Genomic DNA, 19,114 nt, shown 5'->3' with positions numbered 1-19,114 from the left:
CGGCTGCGACCCCTCGATTTGCCACGACGAGGGTCAGCCGCGCCAGCACCGGGTAAGGCATCGGGGGAGGAATCATGGGCGGCGAGTGGCTCGTCAACGAAAACATCGACGTCGACGTCAACCAGTTGAAGGACTTCGCGCAGGCGATCCAGAACGAGTTGAAGACCAACTTCGTGCCCAGCTACGAGAACGGCGTGAGCCCGATGCTCACCGTGCAGGCGCCGTTCGGCCGAGGCGGGCTCAAGGAGGCCGCGTTCTTCCGGGGACGGCACGACGAGAGCCGGATGGCCGTGTCCCACCTGATGGGTGACGTGATGAAGGGCCTGACCGCGCTCAGCACGGCGGCCCTGTCCATCTCCGCCGAGTACCTGATGGGCGACGCGTTGGCCCAGGCGACCAACGACGACGTCTACAACGCTTTCCAGGCGGTCGACGGCCAGGACACCCTCAGCGGCGCCTGGCAGCAGAAGGGCGACCCGGCCGACAAAGTCCCGGCGGAGGCCAAGAACCCGGAGGTCGTCGGCCCCTACTACGGCATGGACTCCTGCACCGTCGAGGATAAGCGGGAAGAGGCCCCGGAATGGACCAAGCCGGACACCGTGGGTGAGGGGCCGGGCGCGTACCAGATCCCGGGCGAGGACCAGCGCATGCACGGGGACGACTTCCGGATGGACCAGTCCGGCCGGCGCTGACTGGCGGCAGGGACGCGGGTACTGAGGAGCGGGGATGACGGACGACTACTACGGCTTCAAGCCGATCAGCTATCCCGTGTACGCCGGGGTGTCGGACGACTACGCGGCCGAGCGGGCCGCGCAGGCCACGCCGTACCAGCCCACGGCGTGGGACGACGTCAACATCGAGACGATGTGGGAGCACGTCCGCAAAGAGAGCGACGAACGCACCACGGCGCTCGCCGAGATGTGGCGCCGGGCGGCAAGCCTGCTCGAATCCACTCGGGACAACCTCAAGCGCCACGCCAACTCGCTGGACGCGAAGTGGAGTTCGCCGGCCGCTCGGGAGTTCATGTCGCGGGTGGGCGCCACGCTGCACTCGCTCGACGAGTGGAAGACCGTGGCCAGCAACAACGCCACCGGCCTGGAGCAGTTGGCCGGGAAGATCGCGTCCAGCCAGCGCCAGATGACCGAGCTCTGGAAGGAGTACCAGGCCGAGCAGAAGCGGCAGCAGGAGATCTTCGAGAAGGACAAAGCCAAGATCACCTTCGGCGACATCTTCGGCGACAAGCACAAGTCGTACGACGAGGTGCAGAAGGACTTCCACCAGCGCGCCAAGAACATCGTCAAGCCGCTCGCCGACCTGTACATCGACGTCTACATCTCGAACCTCTCCCGGGGCGGCAAGTTCAAGGGCCCGACGGACGCGGTCGTCCGTCATTCGGGCAACGTGCCCAGGCCGGGCAGACCGGGTGCACCGCAGCCGGGCACGCCCCCGAGCGGGCCGGGCCCGAACCGACCGAACATGCCGAACCGGCCCGACATGCCGAACCGGCCCAACCTGGGCGACCAGCCGAACCGACCCGACCTGGGCGATCAGCCGAACCAGCCCGACCTGGGCGATCGGCCGAACCAGCCCGCCATGCCACCACCGAACGTGCCGGACGGCGTCGGGCTCGCCGGCGGCGCCACGGTCACCGCGCCTCCCGCGCCGGCGCCCACCCCGCCACCGGTCACCTCCGCGCCGAACGCGCCCACGGCGCCCGGCCCGGCCGTTCCGCCGATGGGCGGACCAGGAATTCGCCCCGGCAACCCGGGTCCGGCCTCGCCGAATCCGGGAGCCCGGCCGAACGCACCCCGGACCACCCTGCCGGGTTCGGGTGGCCCCGGCGCACCGACCAGCCGCGGCCCGGCGCCGAACCGTCCTACGCTGCCCGGCGCCGGCGGTCCGGGCAGCGGGTCCGGAGCACCGGGCGGTGGCCGACGCGGCCCCGCGCCGAGCCGTCCGACCCTGCCGGGCAACACCGGCGCCCCCGGCGCCGGTCCGGCCCGGCCACCCGCCAGTGCCCGGCCGGGGGCATCGGCCACCCCGCCGCCGTCGAGCCCGCGCCTGCCGGGCTCCACCGCCCGCCCCGGCCAGCGCGGCGCCACCCCGGGCACCCCGCCGAGGATCGGATCCCCGCTGACCGGTCGTTCCGGCCAACCGGCCAGCCCTCCGGCCGCGGGGCCGAGCGCCCCAACCAGCGGCGGTCGGCCCGGCCTGAGCGGCCGGACGGGCACCGGGCGGCCGGCACCGACCACCGGACCGGCACCGTCGCTCGGCGGCCGGCGCGGTGGGTCGGCTGCCCCGGGCCAGCGCAACGGCGGGCAGCGGGACGTGGAGCAGGAGACCTGGGAGTACGGCGACGGCGACGACGAACTGTGGGCCACCGAGTCCTCGGCGGTCGGCGTCGTCGAGGCACCGACGGAGCACCGCCCCCGTGAACAGGGCCGGGCGCTCGGCCAGGGCTGACGTCGAACGGGCCGGTCAATCCACCTTGGGTGGCCGGCCCGTACCATGCGGTGACCGTCCATCCCCGGCCGTACCGCCATGAACCACAGAGGAAGGTAGGCGGGCATGCATGTCCTCACCCGATCGGCGGCTGCCGCGGCGCTCAGCACCGTGAGCGTCCTGGCGGCCCTGGCCCTGCCCGCGGCGCCGGCACTGGCGGACTCCGTCCGGGACGACTCGTGGCATGTCAAGACCCTCGAACTCGCCGAGATGCACAAAGTCACCCAGGGTGAGGGCATCGTGGTCGCGGTGATCGACACCGGGGTGGACGCGAAACACCCGGACCTGAAGGACAATGTCCTGCCCGGCGTCGATCTCTACGACGACGACAGCTTGGGGCAGGTCGACCGGGAGCGGGAGGGGCACGGCACCGGCGTGGCCTCGCTGATCGCCGGCCACGGGCACGGGCCGGGCAACCGGAACGGGGTGCTCGGCATCGCGCCGAAAGCCAAGATCCTGCCGGTGACCATCAAAGGTAAGCGGAGCCCGCTGATCGCACCGGCGGCGCTGGCCGCCGGTATCGACTGGGCGGTCGACAACGGCGCGGACGTCGTCAACGTCTCGCTCTCCAGCAGCTTCAACGACGACCTCAACCGCGCGGTCGCGCGTGCCTACCAGCGCAACGTGGTCGTCGTCGCGGCCGCCGGCAACGACACCGACGTCCTCGTCGGCAGCCCGGCCTCGCACCCCGGCTGCATCTCGGTCAACGGCGTCGACCGCAAGGGCGTGATCAGCAAGAAGGCCTCCGTTCCGGGCACCCTGGACCTGCGGATCGACATCGCCGCGCCCGGTCAGGACATCGTCCTGGCCATCCCCGGCGGCCGGTACGGCACCGCCACCGGCAGCAGCAACAGCAGCGCCATCGTCGCCGGTGCGGCAGCCCTCATCAAGGCCAAGTACCCGGACCTGACCTCCTACCAGTTGTTCCAGCGGCTGCTGGAGACCACCAAGGACGCGGGCGAGCCCGGTCATGACTTCTACTACGGCTGGGGCGTGCTCGACCTGCGGGAGGCGCTGACCGGCGAGCCCGACGGCCGGGGCAGCCGCACCGCGAGCGCCGCACCGGCACCCGATGGGGTCGAACGGTGGGCCGACCCCCGGGAACGCGAGGACGGCATCCTGATCTTCGTGTGGTCGGTGATCATCGCCGTACTCATCCTGCTCGTCGGCGGGGTCGTGGGCACCGTCATGCTGCTGCGCGGCCGAGCGCGTCGGCGCCAGGCCGAGCTTGCCGACCAGGACCCGCAGTTGGCCGGGGACGATCCCGCGATGCCGCACGTCCCGCCGCAGGGTGGCCCGGCGGCGCCCACCCACGGCCCCGGTCAGCCGACGGAGACGACGGACGACGTCTGGCGGCGGCCTTCCGGCTGACCGATCCGACCTGAGGAGGTAACGGCAGCCATGTCGACCCCACCCGGCGCGATCCCGCCCCCGGGCCCGCCCCCACCCCACGGGCCGCCCGCGTCCGCCGTACCTTCGCCGCCCCCGGGTCCGCCAGCGGCCGAGTCGAATTCCCGGGCTCGGCGGCCGCCCGTCGTCACCCTGGCGGCCCTGCTGATGCTGCCCGCGATCGTGACCTGGCTGATCGCCGGCATCGCCTTCTTCCTGGCGATGCTGCGGACCGAGGGCGACGGGCTCGGCAGGATCCTGGTGGTGGGCATCGGGGCGGGCGTGCTCGCGCTCGCCCTGCTGGTGGTGTTCCTCGCGTCGATCGGCATCCTGATGGCCTGGACTGGCGACAACGCGCAGGGCCTGGCGGTGCCGGCGAGCTTCACCTTCGGGCTCTTCGTCGTCGTCATCGTCGTGTTGCTGGCGCAGGGCAAGCTGACTTATCAGCCGACGATGGTCACACCCCTGGTCGTGGGCGGGCTCGCCGGTGTGTCGCTAGCCTTGATCAAGAGCTCTCCGGCGCGCGCCTGGTTCGCCGGCCGCGGTCGCTGACCGCCGCTGCGGCCGATAGTGCCGGCCTGGCCCCGGCCGGTGCCGCAGCTCAGGCCGGTGACCAACGACGGGCGGCCGCGTCGAAGCGGGCCAGCAGCTCGTCGCGGCCGTCGTGGTGCAGGCAGTGCAGCTCGGTGCCGTCCGGCACGACCAGGGACTCCATCCGGGGCTGGCCCCGACCCCACTCCTCCGGCGTGTCCTCGCCGGGCGACCAGCGCAGCGCCGCCACCCACTCGTCCGACTCCTCGAACGGCGAGCCTGCACCGAGCAGTCCCAGGCGACGGTAGAGCCGTACCGGGGTGTCCCGCTCCGGGCCGTGCCAGGCGTGCACCAGCCCGGCCGCCCGGTCGTATCCCTCGTCCAGGTAGGACGGCAGGTAGCGGTGCGGGATGACCAGTTGCAGTCGCAGTGGCACGTCGGGGTCGGGCCCCTCGTCGACCACGGGATCAGAAGCTGGCCGGGGCACCGGAACGCCCACCGTCGACGGGTCGGCGTACGCGGCGCTCACCCGCCGCTGGCGCTCCTGCTCGGCCGCGTCGTCGAGCACGTGCCGCAGCTCGCCGAGCCAGTCGCGCAGCGCGGACACCGCCTCGCCGGGCAGCGCCGCGGCCAGCGGCGTCTCCGGGTTGAGCAGCAACTGCCAGGACGAGTCGGGCCAGTGGCCGGTCAGCTGGAGGCTGCTGACCACCACCGAGTCGTGATCGCCCAGCGCCTGCCGCAGCCGGGCCTCCGAGGTGAACACCGGCAGGCTCGTCCGCCCCTGCTCGTCGGGCAGGCCCCACCAGGGAAACTCCGGGTCGGCGAGGTCGCGCGTCGCCGGGCCGTCCGGCCGCAGCGGTAGCACCAGCTCGGCCCGGAGCAACGCCGCCATCAGTGCGTCCGGGTCCTGCCGCTGGACCGCCTCGCGCAACGGCCGCTCCGCCTCGACGGCCGGGGCGGCGAGGGTACGCAGTTCGTCGGCGGTGAGCCGGACGCCGATGGGCAGCCCGGCGTCGATCGCCAGCACCCAGCGGTCGTCGGGCCAGTCGACGGCGAGGTCCGCCAGTGCGGACACCCGGTAGCTGACGGACTGTCCGGGCAGGCCGGCAGCGATCGCCATCGGCGAGGTGTAGGCGACCACGTGGGTCACCCCCTCGTGCCGGCCCGTCGGCCAACCGACCGGTTCATCGACGGCTGCCGTCGGTGACACAGGCAGCAGCAGCGGACCGGCGGCGAGTTCGGTGTGGAAGGCCGTTTGATCGCCGGCCTCGACGGCGGCCAGGAGCGCACGCTCGGTGGCCGTGCTCGGCTGCCAGCTGGTCACCAGGTGCCGTCCGCGCGTACCCGCCGGGGGTGGCGGCCGAGCACCAGCGTGACGAGCGCCTCGTCGACGCTCGCCCCGAGGAACCAGTCCCCGGTGTGGTCGAGTACGAAAACCCGGCCCTGCTCGTCGACGGCGAGGATGCCGGTGCCGCCGCCCTCCTCGCCCAGCGGGGTGAGCGGCGCCCCGGTCGCCTCGGCCAGCTCGGCGAGGGTGGCCACCGAGTGGCGTACCCGGAACGGGTCGAGGTCGAAGGCGCTCGGTGCGACCTGCTCGCCCGCACCCTGCGGGCGTACGCGCAGCCCACCGAACTCGGCGTACGCCTCGATGGCGGCGGCCGTCACGACGTGCTGGCGGCCGTCCGGCGCGGCGTCGGCGGCGATACGCAGCGCCCACTCGCGCGCCCGCTGCTCGTCGCGCCCCTGCGGTGACCAGCCGGCCATGGCGAGGGTCTCGGCCACCAGCGACGGAAAACGTTCGGTCATGGCAGTGCCTCGATGCCGAACCAGTCCAGCAGGGCCGCACACGATCGGCAGGGCGGCTGGGTCTCGCCGTGGCGCGGGTCGCCCTCCTCCCGGACGCGGGTGGCGCGGACCTTCGCGCCCCACAGCAGCGAGCGGGCCCGGGCAGCTTCGAGCGGCGGCCCGCCGGCCTCGGCGGCGTACAGCCGGTCGGAGATCAGCACCGGCTCGGCGCACCAGTCGGCGAAACGCTCGCGCTGCTCGGTGGGCAGCCCGTGCAGGAAGCGCCGGACCACCGGATGCAGCTCGGGCGGCACGTCGCCGCGTACCGAGGTGTGGGTGTGGACGGTGCCGTCGACCAGCAGCGCGCCCGCCGCCAGCGGCAGCATCCGCAGCTGCACCATCCGTCCTCCCGCGATCGACGGGGATCCGACCCGGGGTCGGTCCGCTTCCGCCCGAGCCTATCGAGCGTCGCCCGGTGCGGGCCTCCACGGTGTGCGGCGCCTGGGATATCGTCGGCGCAACCCCTCCTGCCGTCGTACGAAGCCCGGAGCCATGACGCGCACCCTTCTCGTCTCCCCGGATCAGCCCGGCGCCTACCCCTCGATCGGGGAGGCCCTGGCGGTGGCCAGCGACGACACTGTCGTGTCGGTGAGTCCCGGCACCTACTACGAGGCGCTGTTCATCAACGACCGAGGCGTCACCATCGTCGCCGCCGAGGGCGCGGGGACGGTCACCATCGACGCCTCCTCCGGGACCTATCCCACGGTGTCCTGCAACTCGGGTCGGCTGGAGTTGCGCGACCTCGTCCTCAAGGCAGGTGACGCGCCGGTCGTCGTGGCCGACCGGGCTGCGCTCACCATGATCGGGTGCGAGCTGAGCGCCAACTTCGGCGCGGCGATCCAGGTGGCCGGCCGTACGGAGTTCACGCTGGCCCGCTGCCAGGTCACCGGCGGCCGCTACGGTCTGGTGGTGGAGGACTCCGACGGCACCGTCGAGGGGTGCGAGTTCGCCGACCTCAGCGAGGACGGGATCATCGTGCGGATCGGAGCCGCCCCGACGATCCGCACCAGCACGGTGACCCGCTGCGGCAACCGTGGCATCTACGTCTACCAGGGCGGCCGACCCACCATCGAGGCCTGTGACATCTCGCAGACCGGTCACGCCGGGGTGGCCGTCGTGCATCAGAGCGCCCCGGTGCTGCGGCGCTGCCGCATCCGCGACACCCGCGGCCCGGCGGTCTCCTTCGGCCGCGGCTGCAACGGCACGGTCGAGGAGTGCACCACCGAGAACAACACCCAGCCGGCGATCGAGGTCGCCGAGGGAGCCAACCCGACCATCGTGGAGGGCGCGGCGAGCCGGAAGGCCACGTACGGCGCGGACGCCGCCCGCGCCGCCGCCCAGCAGGACACCGCGCGGGTGGAGAAGCTGCTCGCCGACCTGGAGGCGATGGTCGGCCTGGAGTCGGTGAAGGAGGAGGTCCGTGCCCTCATCGACGAGATCCAGGTCAACGAGTGGCGGCGCAGCGCCGGGCTGCCGGTCGGCGCGGTCAGCCACCACCTGATCTTCGCGGGCGCCCCCGGCACCGGTAAGACCACCGTGGCCCGCATCTACGGTGACCTGCTCGCGGCGTTGGGCGCGCTGCCCGGCGGCGCGTTCCGCGAGGTGTCCCGCCGCGACCTGGTCGGCCAGTACATCGGCCACACCGCCGAGAAGACCGCCGGAGCGTTCGACCAGGCGCGCGGCGGCGTGCTGTTCATCGACGAGGCGTACGCGCTGTCCCGGTCGTCCGGAGGCAACGCCGACTTCGGGCAGGAGGCCATCGACACGCTGGTGAAGCTGATGGAGGATCACCGCGACGAGGTCGCCGTGATCGCCGCCGGCTACACCGGGGAAATGCTTCAGTTCCTCGACGCCAACCCCGGTCTGGCCTCCCGATTCGCCAAGACCATCGAGTTCGGAAACTACTCCCCCGAGCAGTTGGTCGTCATCGTGCAGCGGATGGCCAGCGGCGACGAGTACCTCCTCGCCGACGGCGTCGCGGAGGTGCTCCGGGAGCACTTCGGCACGATCGAGCGGGATCAGAACTTCGGCAACGCCCGCGAGGCGCGCAAACTGTTCGAGGGGGTCCGCAAGGCGCAGGCGCAGCGGTTGCGCCAGTCCGGCCAACGGCCCAGCCTCGACGAGCTGCGTACGGTCACCGTCGCCGACGTGCGCGCCGCGATCGGACGCTGACCCCCTGGCGGCAGGGGGCCGAGACCGGCTGACACCCCGCCAGCCCCCCGCCAGCCCCTGCTCCAGCGGCGCCCCGGCAAGCAGGTGCACCGCAGTTTCGGGGAAGTTGCGGTGTCAGGGCCCCTCTGAGGCAACAACTTCCCCGAAACTGCGCGGATCATCAGGGCCGGATCGGGAGAGGTGGGTGGCGGAAGTGCCGCCGACCCGGTCCTTGGCTGTGTTGTGGCCCCTGATTCCTGAACGCGACCATCCGCACAGCCCGACGGCATCCCCGGGTAGGGGTGCGGAAGCCTTTGCTCTGCTTCACTCCGCGCAACGGTTTGCCGACGAACCCGTTGCGTAGGTTGAAGCAGAGCAAAGGGGGCAGTGTGGGGAAGTAAGGGCGCGCTGACCCATCCACCCTGTCAACACCGTGGGGCCGACGCCGCCCTCGACCGGCCGTTAGGCGGCTGTCAGCGACGCCGCGATCGGGCGCCGATCCCCGCGCGACAGGGAATCGAGGCCGGCTGACACCGCAGTTTCGGGGAAGTTGCGGTGTCAGGACGCCTCTGAGGCAGCAACTTCCCCGAAACTGCGCGGATCATCAGGGCCGCCGGAGGGCGGCGCGAGCCGGGGCGGGGTGGGGGAGGTGGCGGGAGTGCCTGCTCAGGCCGGGTCGGTCTGCAGCGCGTGCAGGAAGCCGGCCCAGGCACCGGCGTCGAAGGCGAGGGCCGGGCCGGAGCGGTCCTTCGAATCGCGTACGCCCACCACGCCACCGGCAAACCGCACCTCGACACAGGCCGCGTTGTTTGAACTGCGGGACGACTTGAACCAGTCACGATCGGGTGCACGACGAGGGGTGTTCACGTCATCTCCTTGGCGATCCGCCGGATCAGGGCCAACGACTCCTCCGAGCCTAACGCCCGCTCCCGCGCCTCGGCGAAGGTGACGACGTAGTCCGCCACCCGGCTGGACTGATCGATGATGTCGCTGGAAGTAAGCACCTCCTGCCAAACCAGCTCGGGCAGCCGGGGCGACGGGAAAGACAGGATCTGGAATGGTCCACCGAGCGCGGGATGGGCTCCAGCGGTAAACGGCATGACCCGGATATCGACCTGCCCGGCTCGTTCCATCAGCAGCGTGGCCAAGTGGTCGAGCTGAGCACGCATCAGTACCGGCCCACCAACCTGTTGGCGTAGCGCACCTTCGCCGATCACGGTGGTCAACCGTAGTTGCGCCCGACCCTCAGTCAGCCGCGACTGGCGCGCCATCCGGACGCTGACCCGTCGGTCAATCTCAGTGAGCCGGACGTAGGTGTTGCCACCGCGGATCACCGCACGCGCATAGTCCTCGGTCTGCAACAGTCCGTGCAGCAGCTCATTGTCGTAGCTACGAATGTGTTCAGCGCCGGCCTCGTAACCAAGGAATCGGAGGAACTCGGCCGGGAAGAGTTGGGAGTGCTGGTGCCACCAAGCGCGCTGCATCGCGGCTACTCGCAACTCCTCCAGCTCAGCGGCTTCCGCCGGATCGATCTCATAGATCTTGACGAGCTGGGTCAATCGATCCGCCGGCAGTTTGACCCGGCCAGCCTCAACTCCGGACACATACGCCTGCGTGATGCCGCTTGCCTTGGCGGCGGCAACGGCTGTCATGCCTAGCTCTTCCCGGCGCTCCCGGAGCCGAATGCCCAGCTCCCAGCCATGCACTGTGGGAGAGGAGAGCGACGCCTTCGATGCCCGGGGCGACCTCGCCTGCCTGGGATTCATGACGACTCCTACGAGTGGACCGGCAACTGTCCATACCCTACGCGTGAACCTTCGCGTGGACCAGGTCTTGATATAAGCGAGAGATTGCTCGATGCTAAAAGCAGACTTCGCCCGAAGCTGGGAGACAGCCATGAAAGACACGGGTCGGTGGGTGTATCAAGAGGAGCAGGTGCCGTACGCCTTCTCGCTGTGCCGCGTGCTCGACGCCGGCACGGCCGACCAGTCGTACGACCTGCTCGGGATCGTCCGGGTCAGGGTGGATCGGCTGCATCCGGAACGGCTGCCCGCCGGTCTGCGGCCGTGGGCGCTGGCCACCCTCGCCAACGGCGGCTACGGCTTCGGCCGGTTCTACGCCTCGTACAGCACCCTCGACGAGGACGGCGAGCCGGACAGCAACCTCGCCGACGAGTACATCGACTGGTCCGGCAGCGAGGTCCTCTCCCCGCAACAGGCACAGCCCTCGACCCGCTGATCGGTGTCCGCCGTGCAGGGCGGCGTCGCGACGGGATCGCACGGTGTCGAACGGCTGGGATATCGTCGGTCCAACCCTCATCGCCGTACAAAGCCCGGAGCCATGACGCGCACCCTCCTCGTTCCGCCGGACCAGCCGGGCGCCCGCTCGTCCACTGGGGCAGCGATGGCGGCCATGATGGACCGGTCAGGAAGGGGCGGGCGGTGACGCATCCGGGTGCGGACCGGCCAGGCGAGCCGGGTTGGCAGCATCACCCGGACCCGGCCGCGCCGCCGCAGCAACAAGCACCGCAGCAGGCCGGAGCGTCGGCCCAGCAATGGGCGCCACCGCAGCAGGCCAGCGTGCCAACACAGCACCAGGCTGGGACGTCGACTCAGCAGCCCGGTGTCGCGGCACCCGTGCTGGGTGGGACCGGGCCGGGGCACAGTTGGGCAGCCCAGCGCGGGCAGGGCCGGGCCACCGTCGGCGGCACCTACACCAGCCAAGCGGCCGGCAGCGCCGCGCAGACCGGCCAGGCCGGCACCGGCACCGCGCACCCGGGTCAGACCAGCACCGGCACCGGCACCGGCACCACATACGGCCGGCAGGCCAGCACCGCACCCAGCGCACAGTCCGGCACCACGCACAGCGCACAGCCCGGCACCACGCACAGCGGACAGGCCGGCACCGCACACAGCGGGCAGCCCAGCACCACGCACAGCGCACAGCCCGGCACCGCACACAGCGGACAGGCCAGCACCACATACGGTGCGCAGACCAGCACCACATACGGCGCACAGACCGGCACCGCGCACGCCGAACAGGCCGGCACCGGGCAGGTTGCCGGCGTGGCGGCGGGGGCGGCGCCCGCGCCGGCTGCCCGGGCGGAGGCTGTCGCGACCGGGACGCCGGCTCGGACCGCAGCGGCGGAGGCCAGCGGCGTGGCGGCTCCGGTGGTACGCCCGCATCGGCGTCAGCCCCGGGTCGCCGGTATCCACGTCGCGCAATTGGTGGCCTGGCAGGCCGGTGCGGCGGCGGTGCTGGCCGCCACGCCACACGGTGTGCCGATGACCGTCGCCGTGGCCGCCATCGCGCTGGTGCTGCTCGTCCCGACGATGGTGCGCCGCCGGGGCCGGTGGCTCTACGAGTGGCTGGGAGTCTGGTGGAGCTACCGGGGCCGGCGCCGGCAGTTGACCGCCACCGGGCCGGACGCCGTGTGGCAGTTGCTGACCCAACTGGAGGGCAGCGTCGAGCTGGACCAGGTCGAGATCGACGACCAGCCGGCGGTTCTGCTCACCCACCGGGGTGGGCTCAGTGCCGTGCTGGAGGTGGATCCGACCGAGGGCGCGCTGCTGATGGGTGCGCCGCAGGCCCTGCCGTCGCCGATGTCGCTGCTGCCCGCGGCCGATCCGAAGACGCCGCTGGTGGCGGTGCAGGTGCTGATCCTGGTCACCCCGGCACCCCGGGTCGGCGCGGCGGCGGTGGACCGGGCGTACCGTGAGTTGACCGGCGGGAGCGTGCCGGCGAGCCGGCAGGCGTGGGTGGTGCTCCAGGCCCCGCGTACGCCCGACTTCCACGCCGACCGCGATCTGCGGCCGGCGCTCACCGCGGCGATCCGGCGGACCCGGCGCCAGCTGCGCCACGACCGGGTGGCGGCCCGCCTGCTCAACCGCGACGAGGTGCTCGCCGCCGTCGCCAACCTGACCCATCTCACCGGCGCGGCGGCGGGCGGGGACCGCCCATTGGTTCGGGAGAGCTGGCGGAACTGGTCGGCGCAGGGCACTCCGCAGAGCTGCCACCGGCTGCTCGACTGGCCGGACCGGGCGTGGGAGGTGGACCCGCTGCTACGCGCCCTGCCCGCGGCGGCCGGCGTGGTGTCGATCGCGGCGGCCCGCCAGTCCGGCCGGCCCGGCGAGGACGAGGCCGTGCTGGAGGTGGCGTTCCGGCTGATCGGGGCGGACGCCGCCGGTCTCACCGCCGCCGACCGCGCGTTGGACGAGGCGATTCGCGGTCACGGCGGTCGTCTGCAACGACTCGACGGCGAGCACGCCCATGGTGTGGCCGCCACCCTCCCGCTCGGAGGATTCCTGCGGTGAACAGCGTCGCTTTTCCCGGCAGCCGGATCGGGCTGCACGTCGCCGACGGCGCCACCCTGGCCGGGCTGCGCCTGGTCGCCGGGGGTGGCGGGCTGGTGGTCGGCCGGAACCGGCAGCAGGAGCCGGTGGGCCTGCGGGTGTTCCGGGCCGAACCGACCCGGCTGATGCTGACCGGCGGGGTACGCGCGGCGGAGCTGCTCGCCTTCCGGGCTCTGGCGCTCGGTGCCCGGCTGTTCATCCAGACCGCCCGGGAGCAGGAGTGGGACGCCTTCCTGCGGCGCTGCGTCATCGGGCGGGAGATCGCCTCGTTCCTGCCGCCCGGGGTGGCGCCCCCGGTGCCGGCCACCCCGACCGAACCTCAGCTCGTGGTGATCGACACCGGCCCGGTGACCGGGCCGGACACCAATCTGGCCGCGCCGTGGCGGGCCACCCTGGTGGTCCGCGACGACCTGGCCGGCTGGGACGTCGAGGTGCTGGTCCGCAGCGACATCGTGGTGCTCCAGCGGCTCACCGAGGCCGAGGCCGCCACGGCGGCGAACGCCCTCGGCCTGGTGAGTGTGCAGAGCTGGTTCACCCAACTGCACCCGGAGATGGTCGGTCTGATCACCAAGGGCAAGGTGCAGTGGGTGATGCTCAGCGTGACCGGCACCGAGCGCCAACTGGTCGGGCCGGTGGCGCGGGGCGCTTGACCTTTTAGCCGGCATTCGTCCCATGTGAGGACTACTATCCGGATAGTTCGCTTCGACAGCTGGAGGCATCCGGATGAACGACACCCCGGCGACCGTCTACCGAGTCCGGACCGACCGAGTGGCCTGGCGTACGGCCGGTGACGAGGGCGTACTGCTGGACCTGGAGCAGGCCGTCTACTTCGGGCTCGGGCCCTCGGCCGCGCTGCTCTGGCCGCACCTCGTGGACGGAGCCACCGCCGAGGAGCTGACCCGCGCGTTGGTCGAACGAGCCCCGGTCGACGAGGAACGGGCCGCCGCCGACGTGTCGCGGTTCCTGAGCGAGTTGGAAGCCGCCGAGCTGGTCGACCGCAGCTGAGCGCCGCCCGGTCGCACCGCAGCTGACCGCCGCCGGTCGCACCGCAGCTGACCGCCGCCGGTCGCACCGTGCTGAGCGCCGCCGGTCGGACGGTCAGGACAGCCAGGTCGCCGGCGTGGGGTGGCGCAGCAGTTCGACCATCTTCTCCCGCTCGGCGTCGGTGTCCCCGTCCAGCCAGGCGTGCGCGTGGAAACCGGCGCTCGGCGCGGTCACCCCGATCACGATGGTTCGGCTGATCCGCCGGGCCGCGTACCAACGCTGCCGGACCAGCGCGCTCTCCAGGCAGTTGGCCCTGTCCCGGCGCAGCGCGCGGTGCATGACGTCCGGGTCGGTGCCGGGTGGCGGTCCCGGCAGGCGTACGGCGGGGAGTCCGCCCCGGGTGAGCTGACGTCGGACCCGGCGACGGGCGCGGACGGTCCAGAACGCCAGGCGTACGCCGGCCAGGCCGCTGCCCCGGGCCAGCCGGATCAGGCCGGGCACGAGTCGCACGGCGGTGTTGGCGCGTCGAACGAGCGTCACCATGCCACTGGTCGCCACGGATCCTCCTAGCTGCCCGCCGACCAACCTCCGAAACGGATACTATGCCCAACGAGGTCGTTATCAGACTATGACCAGGAAAGGTCGATTTCATGAGTGAAATCCGCAAGAAAGCAGCCGCGACGAAGGGGGCGTACGAGCCGCCTCGACTGCGCCGGTTGGGGACCCTGGCCGAGCTGACCAAGGGGGGCACCAGCGGAATCCCTGACGGACTCGGTGGCGTCGGCTTCTCATGACCGACCGCCTTCTCACCCGGCCCACTTGTCCAGCTTGTCCATTCAGCTGAGGCGGGCCACGCGCCGGTTCCGCCATCGGCCAGTCTTCACCGATCTGGACCTCGATGTGCCCCAAGGTGGGCGGCTCCTGCTCGCGGGCGACAACGGATCGGGCAAGACCACGTTGCTGCGGTGCCTGGCCGGGACGCTGGCCCTCACCGCCGGACGAATCTCGGTGGCCGGCGAACCAGTCGGTTCGCCGGCCGCCCGTCGGCTGGTCGGTCTGTGTCTCGCGCCCGAGCAGGGCCTGTACGGCCGACTGTCCGCCCAGGACAATCTGCGGCTCGTCGCCCGGCTGCGGCTGCCTCGCCGATCCGTGGAGCCGGCGACGGCCCGCGTCGTCGAAGAGTTGGGCATCGGGACGTACGCCGATCGACCGGCGGAGAAGTGCTCGGCGGGGATGCGGGCGCGGGTGAGCATCGCCCGTGCCCTGCTGGGTGATCCGGCGGTGCTGCTGCTCGACGAGCCGACCCGCTCCCTCGACGAACCGGCCCGCGCGATGCTGTGGGCAGCGCTGGACCGCCGTCCTCACCTGACGTGTGTCATCGCTTCCCACCATCGAGAGGACCGGGCCCGGTGCGATTCGATCCTGACCCTGCCGGTGGGGCGTTGACGACCGTCGAGGATCGGATCCGCCGCGTCGCGGCGGTTGCCGGGCGGTCATCCACGGGAACGCTGGCCGCCCTGACCGCCCTCATCCGCCGGGACCTGCGAACCGAGCCACTGGTGCGGCTCCCAATCCTGCTGGATCTCGCCTTCGCCACCGTCAATCTGGCGATCTTTCTGTTCATCTCCCGCTTCCTGGCCGCACCGGGCCGAGGTTCCGTCGAACCGTCCCACAGCTACTTCGACTACGTGGCGGTCGGCATCGCCTACATGCTGGTCGTGCAGGCGGCCACCACGCAGCTCACCATGCGCATCACGGCCGAGCAGCGGGCCGGCACGTTGGAGATGCTGGCGGCTCAGCCGATGTCGCCGGCGGCCCTGGCGGTCGGCACCTGTGGATACCCGTTCCTGTTCGCCGCCATCCGCGCCTCGATCTACCTCGCCGTGCTCGGTCCGTTGCTCGGTCTCCGGGTCGGGCACGCCGACTGGCTCGGCATGGTCGTGCTGCTGATCGCCGGATGCGCCGCCATGGCCGGCATCGGAATCCTCCTCATGGCGATCACGATCGTGATCGGGCACGGTGACGCGGCCGCCCGGGTGATCGTCGTCGCGCTCACCTTTCTCTCCGGCACGTACTTCCCCGTCGACGCCCTCGGTCCGGTGCTGCATCCGCTGTCTGCGGTGCTGCCCAGCCGCTTCGCGCTCGACGGCCTGCGTGCCGCGCTCGCCGGGGCGGCCTGGACCGGCCCCGCGCTCGCCCTGCTCGGCATCGCCGTGGTGCTGCTGCCGCTGTCGATCTGGATCTTCGGCGGAGCGCTGCGGCTGGCCACCAAACGAGGAGTCCTGACCCGTGAATGAGCTGTCCACATCGTCGATCCCACGGCCCACCCGGCTGGACATCGCCAGCGGCTCGGTGTTGGGGCACGGCGCCCGCTCGCCGTCGCTGATGGCCGCCGACCGGCCGGTGCCCGCCTCGCCGCTGGCCGCGCTGGAACAGGCGGTACTGCCCGCGCTGGCCCGACCGCCCTGCGTGGTGAGCTTCTCGGGCGGGCTGGATTCCTCGCTCGTGCTCGCGGTCGCCGTACGGGTCGCCCGCCGTGAGCAACTACCACCGCCGGTGCCGGTGACCTGGCGGTTCACCGACGCGCCGAAGGCCGAGGAGTCCAACTGGCAGGACGAGGTGATCCGGGCGCTCGATCTCACCGGTCCGTGGCACCAGCTGTCGGCCGGCGACGATCTCGACTTCGTCGGGCCGGTGGCCGGGCGGCTGCTGCACCGGTACGGCGGCGTGCTGCATCCCGGCAACCTGCACCTGCACCTGCCCATCATCGAGTTGGCGCAGGGCGGTTCCCTGCTCACCGGCGCGGGTGGCGATCAGATACTGGCCGGTTGGTGGCGCCCGGCCCGCACCATGCGGATCCGCCTACGGCGGGCCCTGGCTCCGGCCGTCCGGGCGGTGCTGTCACCGGGCCGGCATCGGGCCGTCCGGGCCTTCCCCTGGTTACGGCCCGACGTGGCAACCGACTGCCACCGATCGTACGCGGCGGAGGTGCGCGCCGAGCCGCACCGCCTGGACCGCCGGATCCACTGGCACCTGCGCCGCCGAGATCTCGCGATGACCTGCGCGAGCCTCGCCGGGGTCGGTGCCGACCATCAGGTGTCGGTGGTCAATCCGCTGCTCGACGCCGGTTTCCTGGCCGCGCTGATCGTCCGGGCCGGTCGTCTCCGCACCCCCACCCGGCAACAGTTGCTCACCCTGATCGCCGGGGACGAACTGCCGGCGGTGGTGACCGCACCCCGGGGCAAGGCGACGTTCCTGGAGGCCTTCGTACGCCGGCATGCCCGGAACTTCATGGCCGGATGGGACGGCTCGGGCGTGGATGAGGATCTGGTGGATCCCGTCGCGCTGAAGCGGCTCTGGTCGACGTGGCCGATCGTGCCGGGCACCACCGCCCTGCTCCAGCACCTGTGGTGGATGACCCGGTCCAGGCGGACCGGTGGCGTGCCGCCCGGACCGGCCCTCGCTCCGGAGCGGCCGACCGTGGCAGCACCGGAATGAGTGCGGCGGCTACCGCCGGGGTGGATCCGAGGCGGATCCGTCATCAGCGTGCCGGGCGGCACGCAGTTCGCGTACCCCCCGCGGCAGACGGGCGGCGTGCCAGCCCAGTCGACCGGCGTACGCCAGGAGAAGGCCGAGCCGGCCGCGCCGGGCCAGTGGGCTGAAAAAGCGCATCGACGCCGGCGACGGCAGCAGGCGCAGCCGGAAGTGCCGCAGCCGGGCGCGGGCCGTGGGCTGTTCGGTCAGCCGGGCCAGCGACTTCGCGGTCGCGCAGGAGCGGTGCGCGGCGAGCCACCGGCTCGGCGTGTAGACCACGGGTAACCCGCCCAGGTCGGCGGCGAGCAGCCGGCCGCGTTCGGTGGTGCGCAGGCCCAGGGCAAATGCCTCCTCGGCGGCACATCGGCGGGCGACGGCTGCGGCGGCCCGCCAGTCGTCGATCGTGAACATGTCCAGGGCCCGGCTCAGGTCGGTGACCGCGTGGTCGGCCTTGCCGGGCCGGGCCGCGTGCAGAACGGTCAATAGGGCGGCGCAGATCCGGTCCGGGACGAGCACCCACCCGTCGGCCAACGGCAGTTCTCCGGCGCCGGAGCGCATCGCCTGCCAGAACCCCTCCGGGTCGTCCACCCCGCCGAAGCCCCGATGTAGATCGACCACCAGCGAGACGGAACCGGGTACGAACCACTGCCGTTCGTGGAACAGCTGCTCGTCGGGACGGGCACCGGCGACCACCGGGCGGTATCCGGCAGTGGCCAGCGCCTGCTGTGCGGCCTCGAAGGCCGCCGGCGCGACGAGCAGGTCCACATCGATGTAGCGACGTTCGACCCCGAGCAGACGGGCCAGGCCGGCGCCCTTCAGCAGCACCGCGTCGATGCCGTGGGCGCGGAGCAGCGCGCAGGTCGCGGCGGCGGCCGAGTCCAGCGCCAGGCAGCGGACGGCGTCGGCGAGCGCGGTCACGACGGCACCCCCACCGGTGTCGCCAGCGCCCGGTCGAGCAGCCGGCGGGTCATCTCGACCGCCGCCCACTCCTTCGGCCGGACCAGGTCCCAGGCCGGCAACGCGGAGAGGGCCAGCAGCACGGCAGGGTCGGAGGAGAGCGCCGGCCAGGTGCGCAGCGCCGCGAGCCGGGCCAGCAGGTCGGTCGGAGCGACCGGGACCGCGGCCGACTCCCCGCCCCACCGTAGGAAGAACCAGCCGCCGAGGGGCAGCCGATCGGCCACGGGCGGCAGCGCGACCCGGAGCCGGGTCGCGTACCGCGCCGGCAGCGGGGCGAGATCGATCCCGGGGACCGGCTCCCGCAGGTCGAGGCAGCGCGGCCCGGCGAAGGCGTACCGCCCGTCGGTGATCAGCGCGTCGTCGGCGAGCACCGGCACGCCGTCGGCCGCCAGCACCGCGAGCAGGCTGCTCTTGCCGGCGGTACGCGCACCGAGCACCGCCCAGGCGCGACCGCCGCCGACGAAGGCCCCGGCATGGAAGGTCTCCCGGCTGCTCCACCGGTTGACGATGGTGGCCACGGCGGCGAGATACGGATGGGCGAGCAGGTCCGGCGCCGGCGTGGGGCCGTACAGGGTGGCCCTCGCCCGGTCCCGGTCCACGCTCATCCACCGGCCGTCGGCCAACATCCGCACGCACCGGCGTTCGTCCGGTCCGCCCGGCTGCGGCGGTGTCCCGGTGGGGTCGGACCGGATCGCCACGGTCGGCCGCCCGTCCGGCGGTCCGGCCGGCGCCAGCTCGACGACGTGGTCGAGGCCGCGCACCCGCAGCCCGTAGGCGTACCGATCGGTGTCGCTGTTCGGCATCTGTGCCCTCCCGGGGCGTGCCTCGCGGGCGGCACCGGCCGGTGCCGCCCGCGAGGGTCGGTGTGG

General features: G+C 72.4%; 21 protein-coding genes. 13 read left to right on the top strand and 8 right to left on the bottom strand.

What is annotated here, in order from left to right:
• The first annotated feature begins 74 nt into the window (after positions 1 to 74).
• The 4 genes from IEY61_RS26025 (at position 75) to IEY61_RS26010 (ending at position 4,443) form a co-directional block, all read left to right on the top strand.
• Positions 75 to 692, top strand: coding sequence for a hypothetical protein (locus IEY61_RS26025; protein ID WP_189048924.1), 618 nt, complete (start codon positions 75 to 77; stop codon positions 690 to 692).
• Positions 693 to 726: 34 nt separating this feature from the next.
• The gene (locus IEY61_RS26020; RefSeq protein WP_189048922.1) at positions 727 to 2,463 is read left to right on the top strand and encodes a WXG100 family type VII secretion target; all 1,737 of its coding nucleotides are present in this window, start codon (positions 727 to 729) and stop codon (positions 2,461 to 2,463) included.
• Positions 2,464 to 2,568: 105 nt separating this feature from the next.
• Positions 2,569 to 3,873: a type VII secretion-associated serine protease mycosin gene (gene mycP / locus IEY61_RS26015; RefSeq protein WP_189048920.1), complete on the top strand. Its 1,305-nt coding sequence runs from the start codon at positions 2,569 to 2,571 to the stop codon at positions 3,871 to 3,873.
• Positions 3,874 to 4,059: 186 nt separating this feature from the next.
• Positions 4,060 to 4,443, top strand: a complete 384-nt coding sequence (locus tag IEY61_RS26010; RefSeq protein ID WP_189048918.1) for a hypothetical protein — start codon at positions 4,060 to 4,062, stop codon at positions 4,441 to 4,443.
• A gap of 49 nt (positions 4,444 to 4,492) precedes the next feature.
• Here IEY61_RS26010 and IEY61_RS26005 read toward each other — a convergent pair whose 3' ends face one another.
• The 3 genes from IEY61_RS26005 to IEY61_RS25995 are packed head-to-tail and all read right to left on the bottom strand — an operon-like array spanning position 4,493 to position 6,608.
• Positions 4,493 to 5,749 carry an SseB family protein gene (locus IEY61_RS26005; RefSeq protein WP_189048955.1) on the bottom strand — a complete coding sequence of 419 codons (1,257 nt, stop codon included), beginning with the start codon at positions 5,747 to 5,749 and terminating at the stop codon, positions 4,493 to 4,495.
• The gene (locus tag IEY61_RS26000) at positions 5,743 to 6,228 is read right to left on the bottom strand and encodes an SUKH-3 domain-containing protein (RefSeq protein ID WP_189048916.1); all 486 of its coding nucleotides are present in this window, start codon (positions 6,226 to 6,228) and stop codon (positions 5,743 to 5,745) included. Before IEY61_RS26000 ends, IEY61_RS26005 begins: the two co-directional genes overlap by 7 nt.
• Positions 6,225 to 6,608 (bottom strand): YwqJ-related putative deaminase, encoded by a 384-nt coding sequence (locus IEY61_RS25995; RefSeq protein WP_189048914.1) that lies wholly within the window; start codon positions 6,606 to 6,608, stop codon positions 6,225 to 6,227. Before IEY61_RS25995 ends, IEY61_RS26000 begins: the two co-directional genes overlap by 4 nt.
• Before the next feature lie 151 nt (positions 6,609 to 6,759).
• Between IEY61_RS25995 and IEY61_RS25990 the strand changes: the two genes are divergently transcribed.
• Entirely contained in the window at positions 6,760 to 8,439 is a 1,680-nt protein-coding gene (locus IEY61_RS25990) for a right-handed parallel beta-helix repeat-containing protein (RefSeq protein WP_189048912.1), read from the top strand.
• 645 nt (positions 8,440 to 9,084) lie between these two features.
• Here the strand turns inward: IEY61_RS25990 and IEY61_RS25985 are convergent.
• Entirely contained in the window at positions 9,085 to 9,285 is a 201-nt protein-coding gene (locus tag IEY61_RS25985; RefSeq protein WP_189048910.1) for a DUF397 domain-containing protein, read from the bottom strand.
• The gene (locus IEY61_RS25980; RefSeq protein ID WP_189048908.1) at positions 9,282 to 10,184 is read right to left on the bottom strand and encodes a helix-turn-helix domain-containing protein; all 903 of its coding nucleotides are present in this window, start codon (positions 10,182 to 10,184) and stop codon (positions 9,282 to 9,284) included. The genes IEY61_RS25985 and IEY61_RS25980 overlap by 4 nt, the downstream gene beginning before the upstream one ends.
• 130 nt (positions 10,185 to 10,314) lie before the next feature.
• On the opposite strand from IEY61_RS25980, the gene IEY61_RS25975 reads away from it, so the two are divergent.
• The 4 genes from IEY61_RS25975 (at position 10,315) to IEY61_RS25960 (ending at position 13,775) form a co-directional block, all read left to right on the top strand.
• On the top strand, positions 10,315 to 10,656 hold the full coding sequence (locus IEY61_RS25975) for a hypothetical protein (protein WP_189048906.1): 342 nt from the start codon (positions 10,315 to 10,317) through the stop codon (positions 10,654 to 10,656).
• 203 nt (positions 10,657 to 10,859) lie between these two features.
• Positions 10,860 to 12,731 (top strand): type VII secretion protein EccE, encoded by a 1,872-nt coding sequence (gene eccE, locus IEY61_RS25970; RefSeq protein ID WP_189048904.1) that lies wholly within the window; start codon positions 10,860 to 10,862, stop codon positions 12,729 to 12,731.
• Positions 12,728 to 13,420, top strand: coding sequence for a hypothetical protein (locus IEY61_RS25965; protein WP_189048902.1), 693 nt, complete (start codon positions 12,728 to 12,730; stop codon positions 13,418 to 13,420). Before eccE ends, IEY61_RS25965 begins: the two co-directional genes overlap by 4 nt.
• Positions 13,421 to 13,493: 73 nt before the next feature.
• The gene (locus IEY61_RS25960; protein ID WP_189048900.1) at positions 13,494 to 13,775 is read left to right on the top strand and encodes a PqqD family protein; all 282 of its coding nucleotides are present in this window, start codon (positions 13,494 to 13,496) and stop codon (positions 13,773 to 13,775) included.
• A gap of 93 nt (positions 13,776 to 13,868) precedes the next feature.
• On the opposite strand, the gene IEY61_RS25955 is transcribed toward IEY61_RS25960, so the two are convergent.
• Positions 13,869 to 14,312, bottom strand: a complete 444-nt coding sequence (locus IEY61_RS25955; RefSeq protein ID WP_189048898.1) for a lasso peptide biosynthesis protein — start codon at positions 14,310 to 14,312, stop codon at positions 13,869 to 13,871.
• Between the two features lie 92 nt (positions 14,313 to 14,404).
• Between IEY61_RS25955 and IEY61_RS25950 the strand changes: the two genes are divergently transcribed.
• The 4 genes from IEY61_RS25950 to IEY61_RS25935 are packed head-to-tail and all read left to right on the top strand — an operon-like array spanning position 14,405 to position 17,252.
• Positions 14,405 to 14,548: a lasso RiPP family leader peptide-containing protein gene (locus tag IEY61_RS25950; protein WP_189048896.1), complete on the top strand. Its 144-nt coding sequence runs from the start codon at positions 14,405 to 14,407 to the stop codon at positions 14,546 to 14,548.
• Between the two features lie 34 nt (positions 14,549 to 14,582).
• Positions 14,583 to 15,200 carry an ABC transporter ATP-binding protein gene (locus IEY61_RS25945; RefSeq protein WP_189048894.1) on the top strand — a complete coding sequence of 206 codons (618 nt, stop codon included), beginning with the start codon at positions 14,583 to 14,585 and terminating at the stop codon, positions 15,198 to 15,200.
• The gene (locus IEY61_RS25940; protein WP_189048892.1) at positions 15,164 to 16,051 is read left to right on the top strand and encodes an ABC transporter permease; all 888 of its coding nucleotides are present in this window, start codon (positions 15,164 to 15,166) and stop codon (positions 16,049 to 16,051) included. Before IEY61_RS25945 ends, IEY61_RS25940 begins: the two co-directional genes overlap by 37 nt.
• A complete protein-coding gene (locus IEY61_RS25935; RefSeq protein ID WP_189048889.1) occupies positions 16,044 to 17,252 on the top strand; it encodes an asparagine synthase-related protein in 1,209 nt (402 codons plus the stop codon). Before IEY61_RS25940 ends, IEY61_RS25935 begins: the two co-directional genes overlap by 8 nt.
• Before the next feature lie 9 nt (positions 17,253 to 17,261).
• Here the strand turns inward: IEY61_RS25935 and IEY61_RS25930 are convergent, their stop codons facing one another.
• Together IEY61_RS25930 and IEY61_RS25925 are read right to left on the bottom strand one after the other, a co-directional pair.
• Positions 17,262 to 18,206 carry a nucleotidyltransferase family protein gene (locus IEY61_RS25930; RefSeq protein ID WP_189048887.1) on the bottom strand — a complete coding sequence of 315 codons (945 nt, stop codon included), beginning with the start codon at positions 18,204 to 18,206 and terminating at the stop codon, positions 17,262 to 17,264.
• Positions 18,203 to 19,048, bottom strand: a complete 846-nt coding sequence (locus tag IEY61_RS25925) for a hypothetical protein (protein ID WP_189048885.1) — start codon at positions 19,046 to 19,048, stop codon at positions 18,203 to 18,205. Before IEY61_RS25925 ends, IEY61_RS25930 begins: the two co-directional genes overlap by 4 nt.
• Positions 19,049 to 19,114 lie beyond the last annotated feature (66 nt).

It is taken from the genome of Micromonospora sonchi (assembly GCF_014646235.1).
Lineage (GTDB): Bacteria > Actinomycetota > Actinomycetes > Mycobacteriales > Micromonosporaceae > Micromonospora > Micromonospora sonchi.
This window is presented reverse-complemented; position numbering and strand designations above follow the sequence as displayed.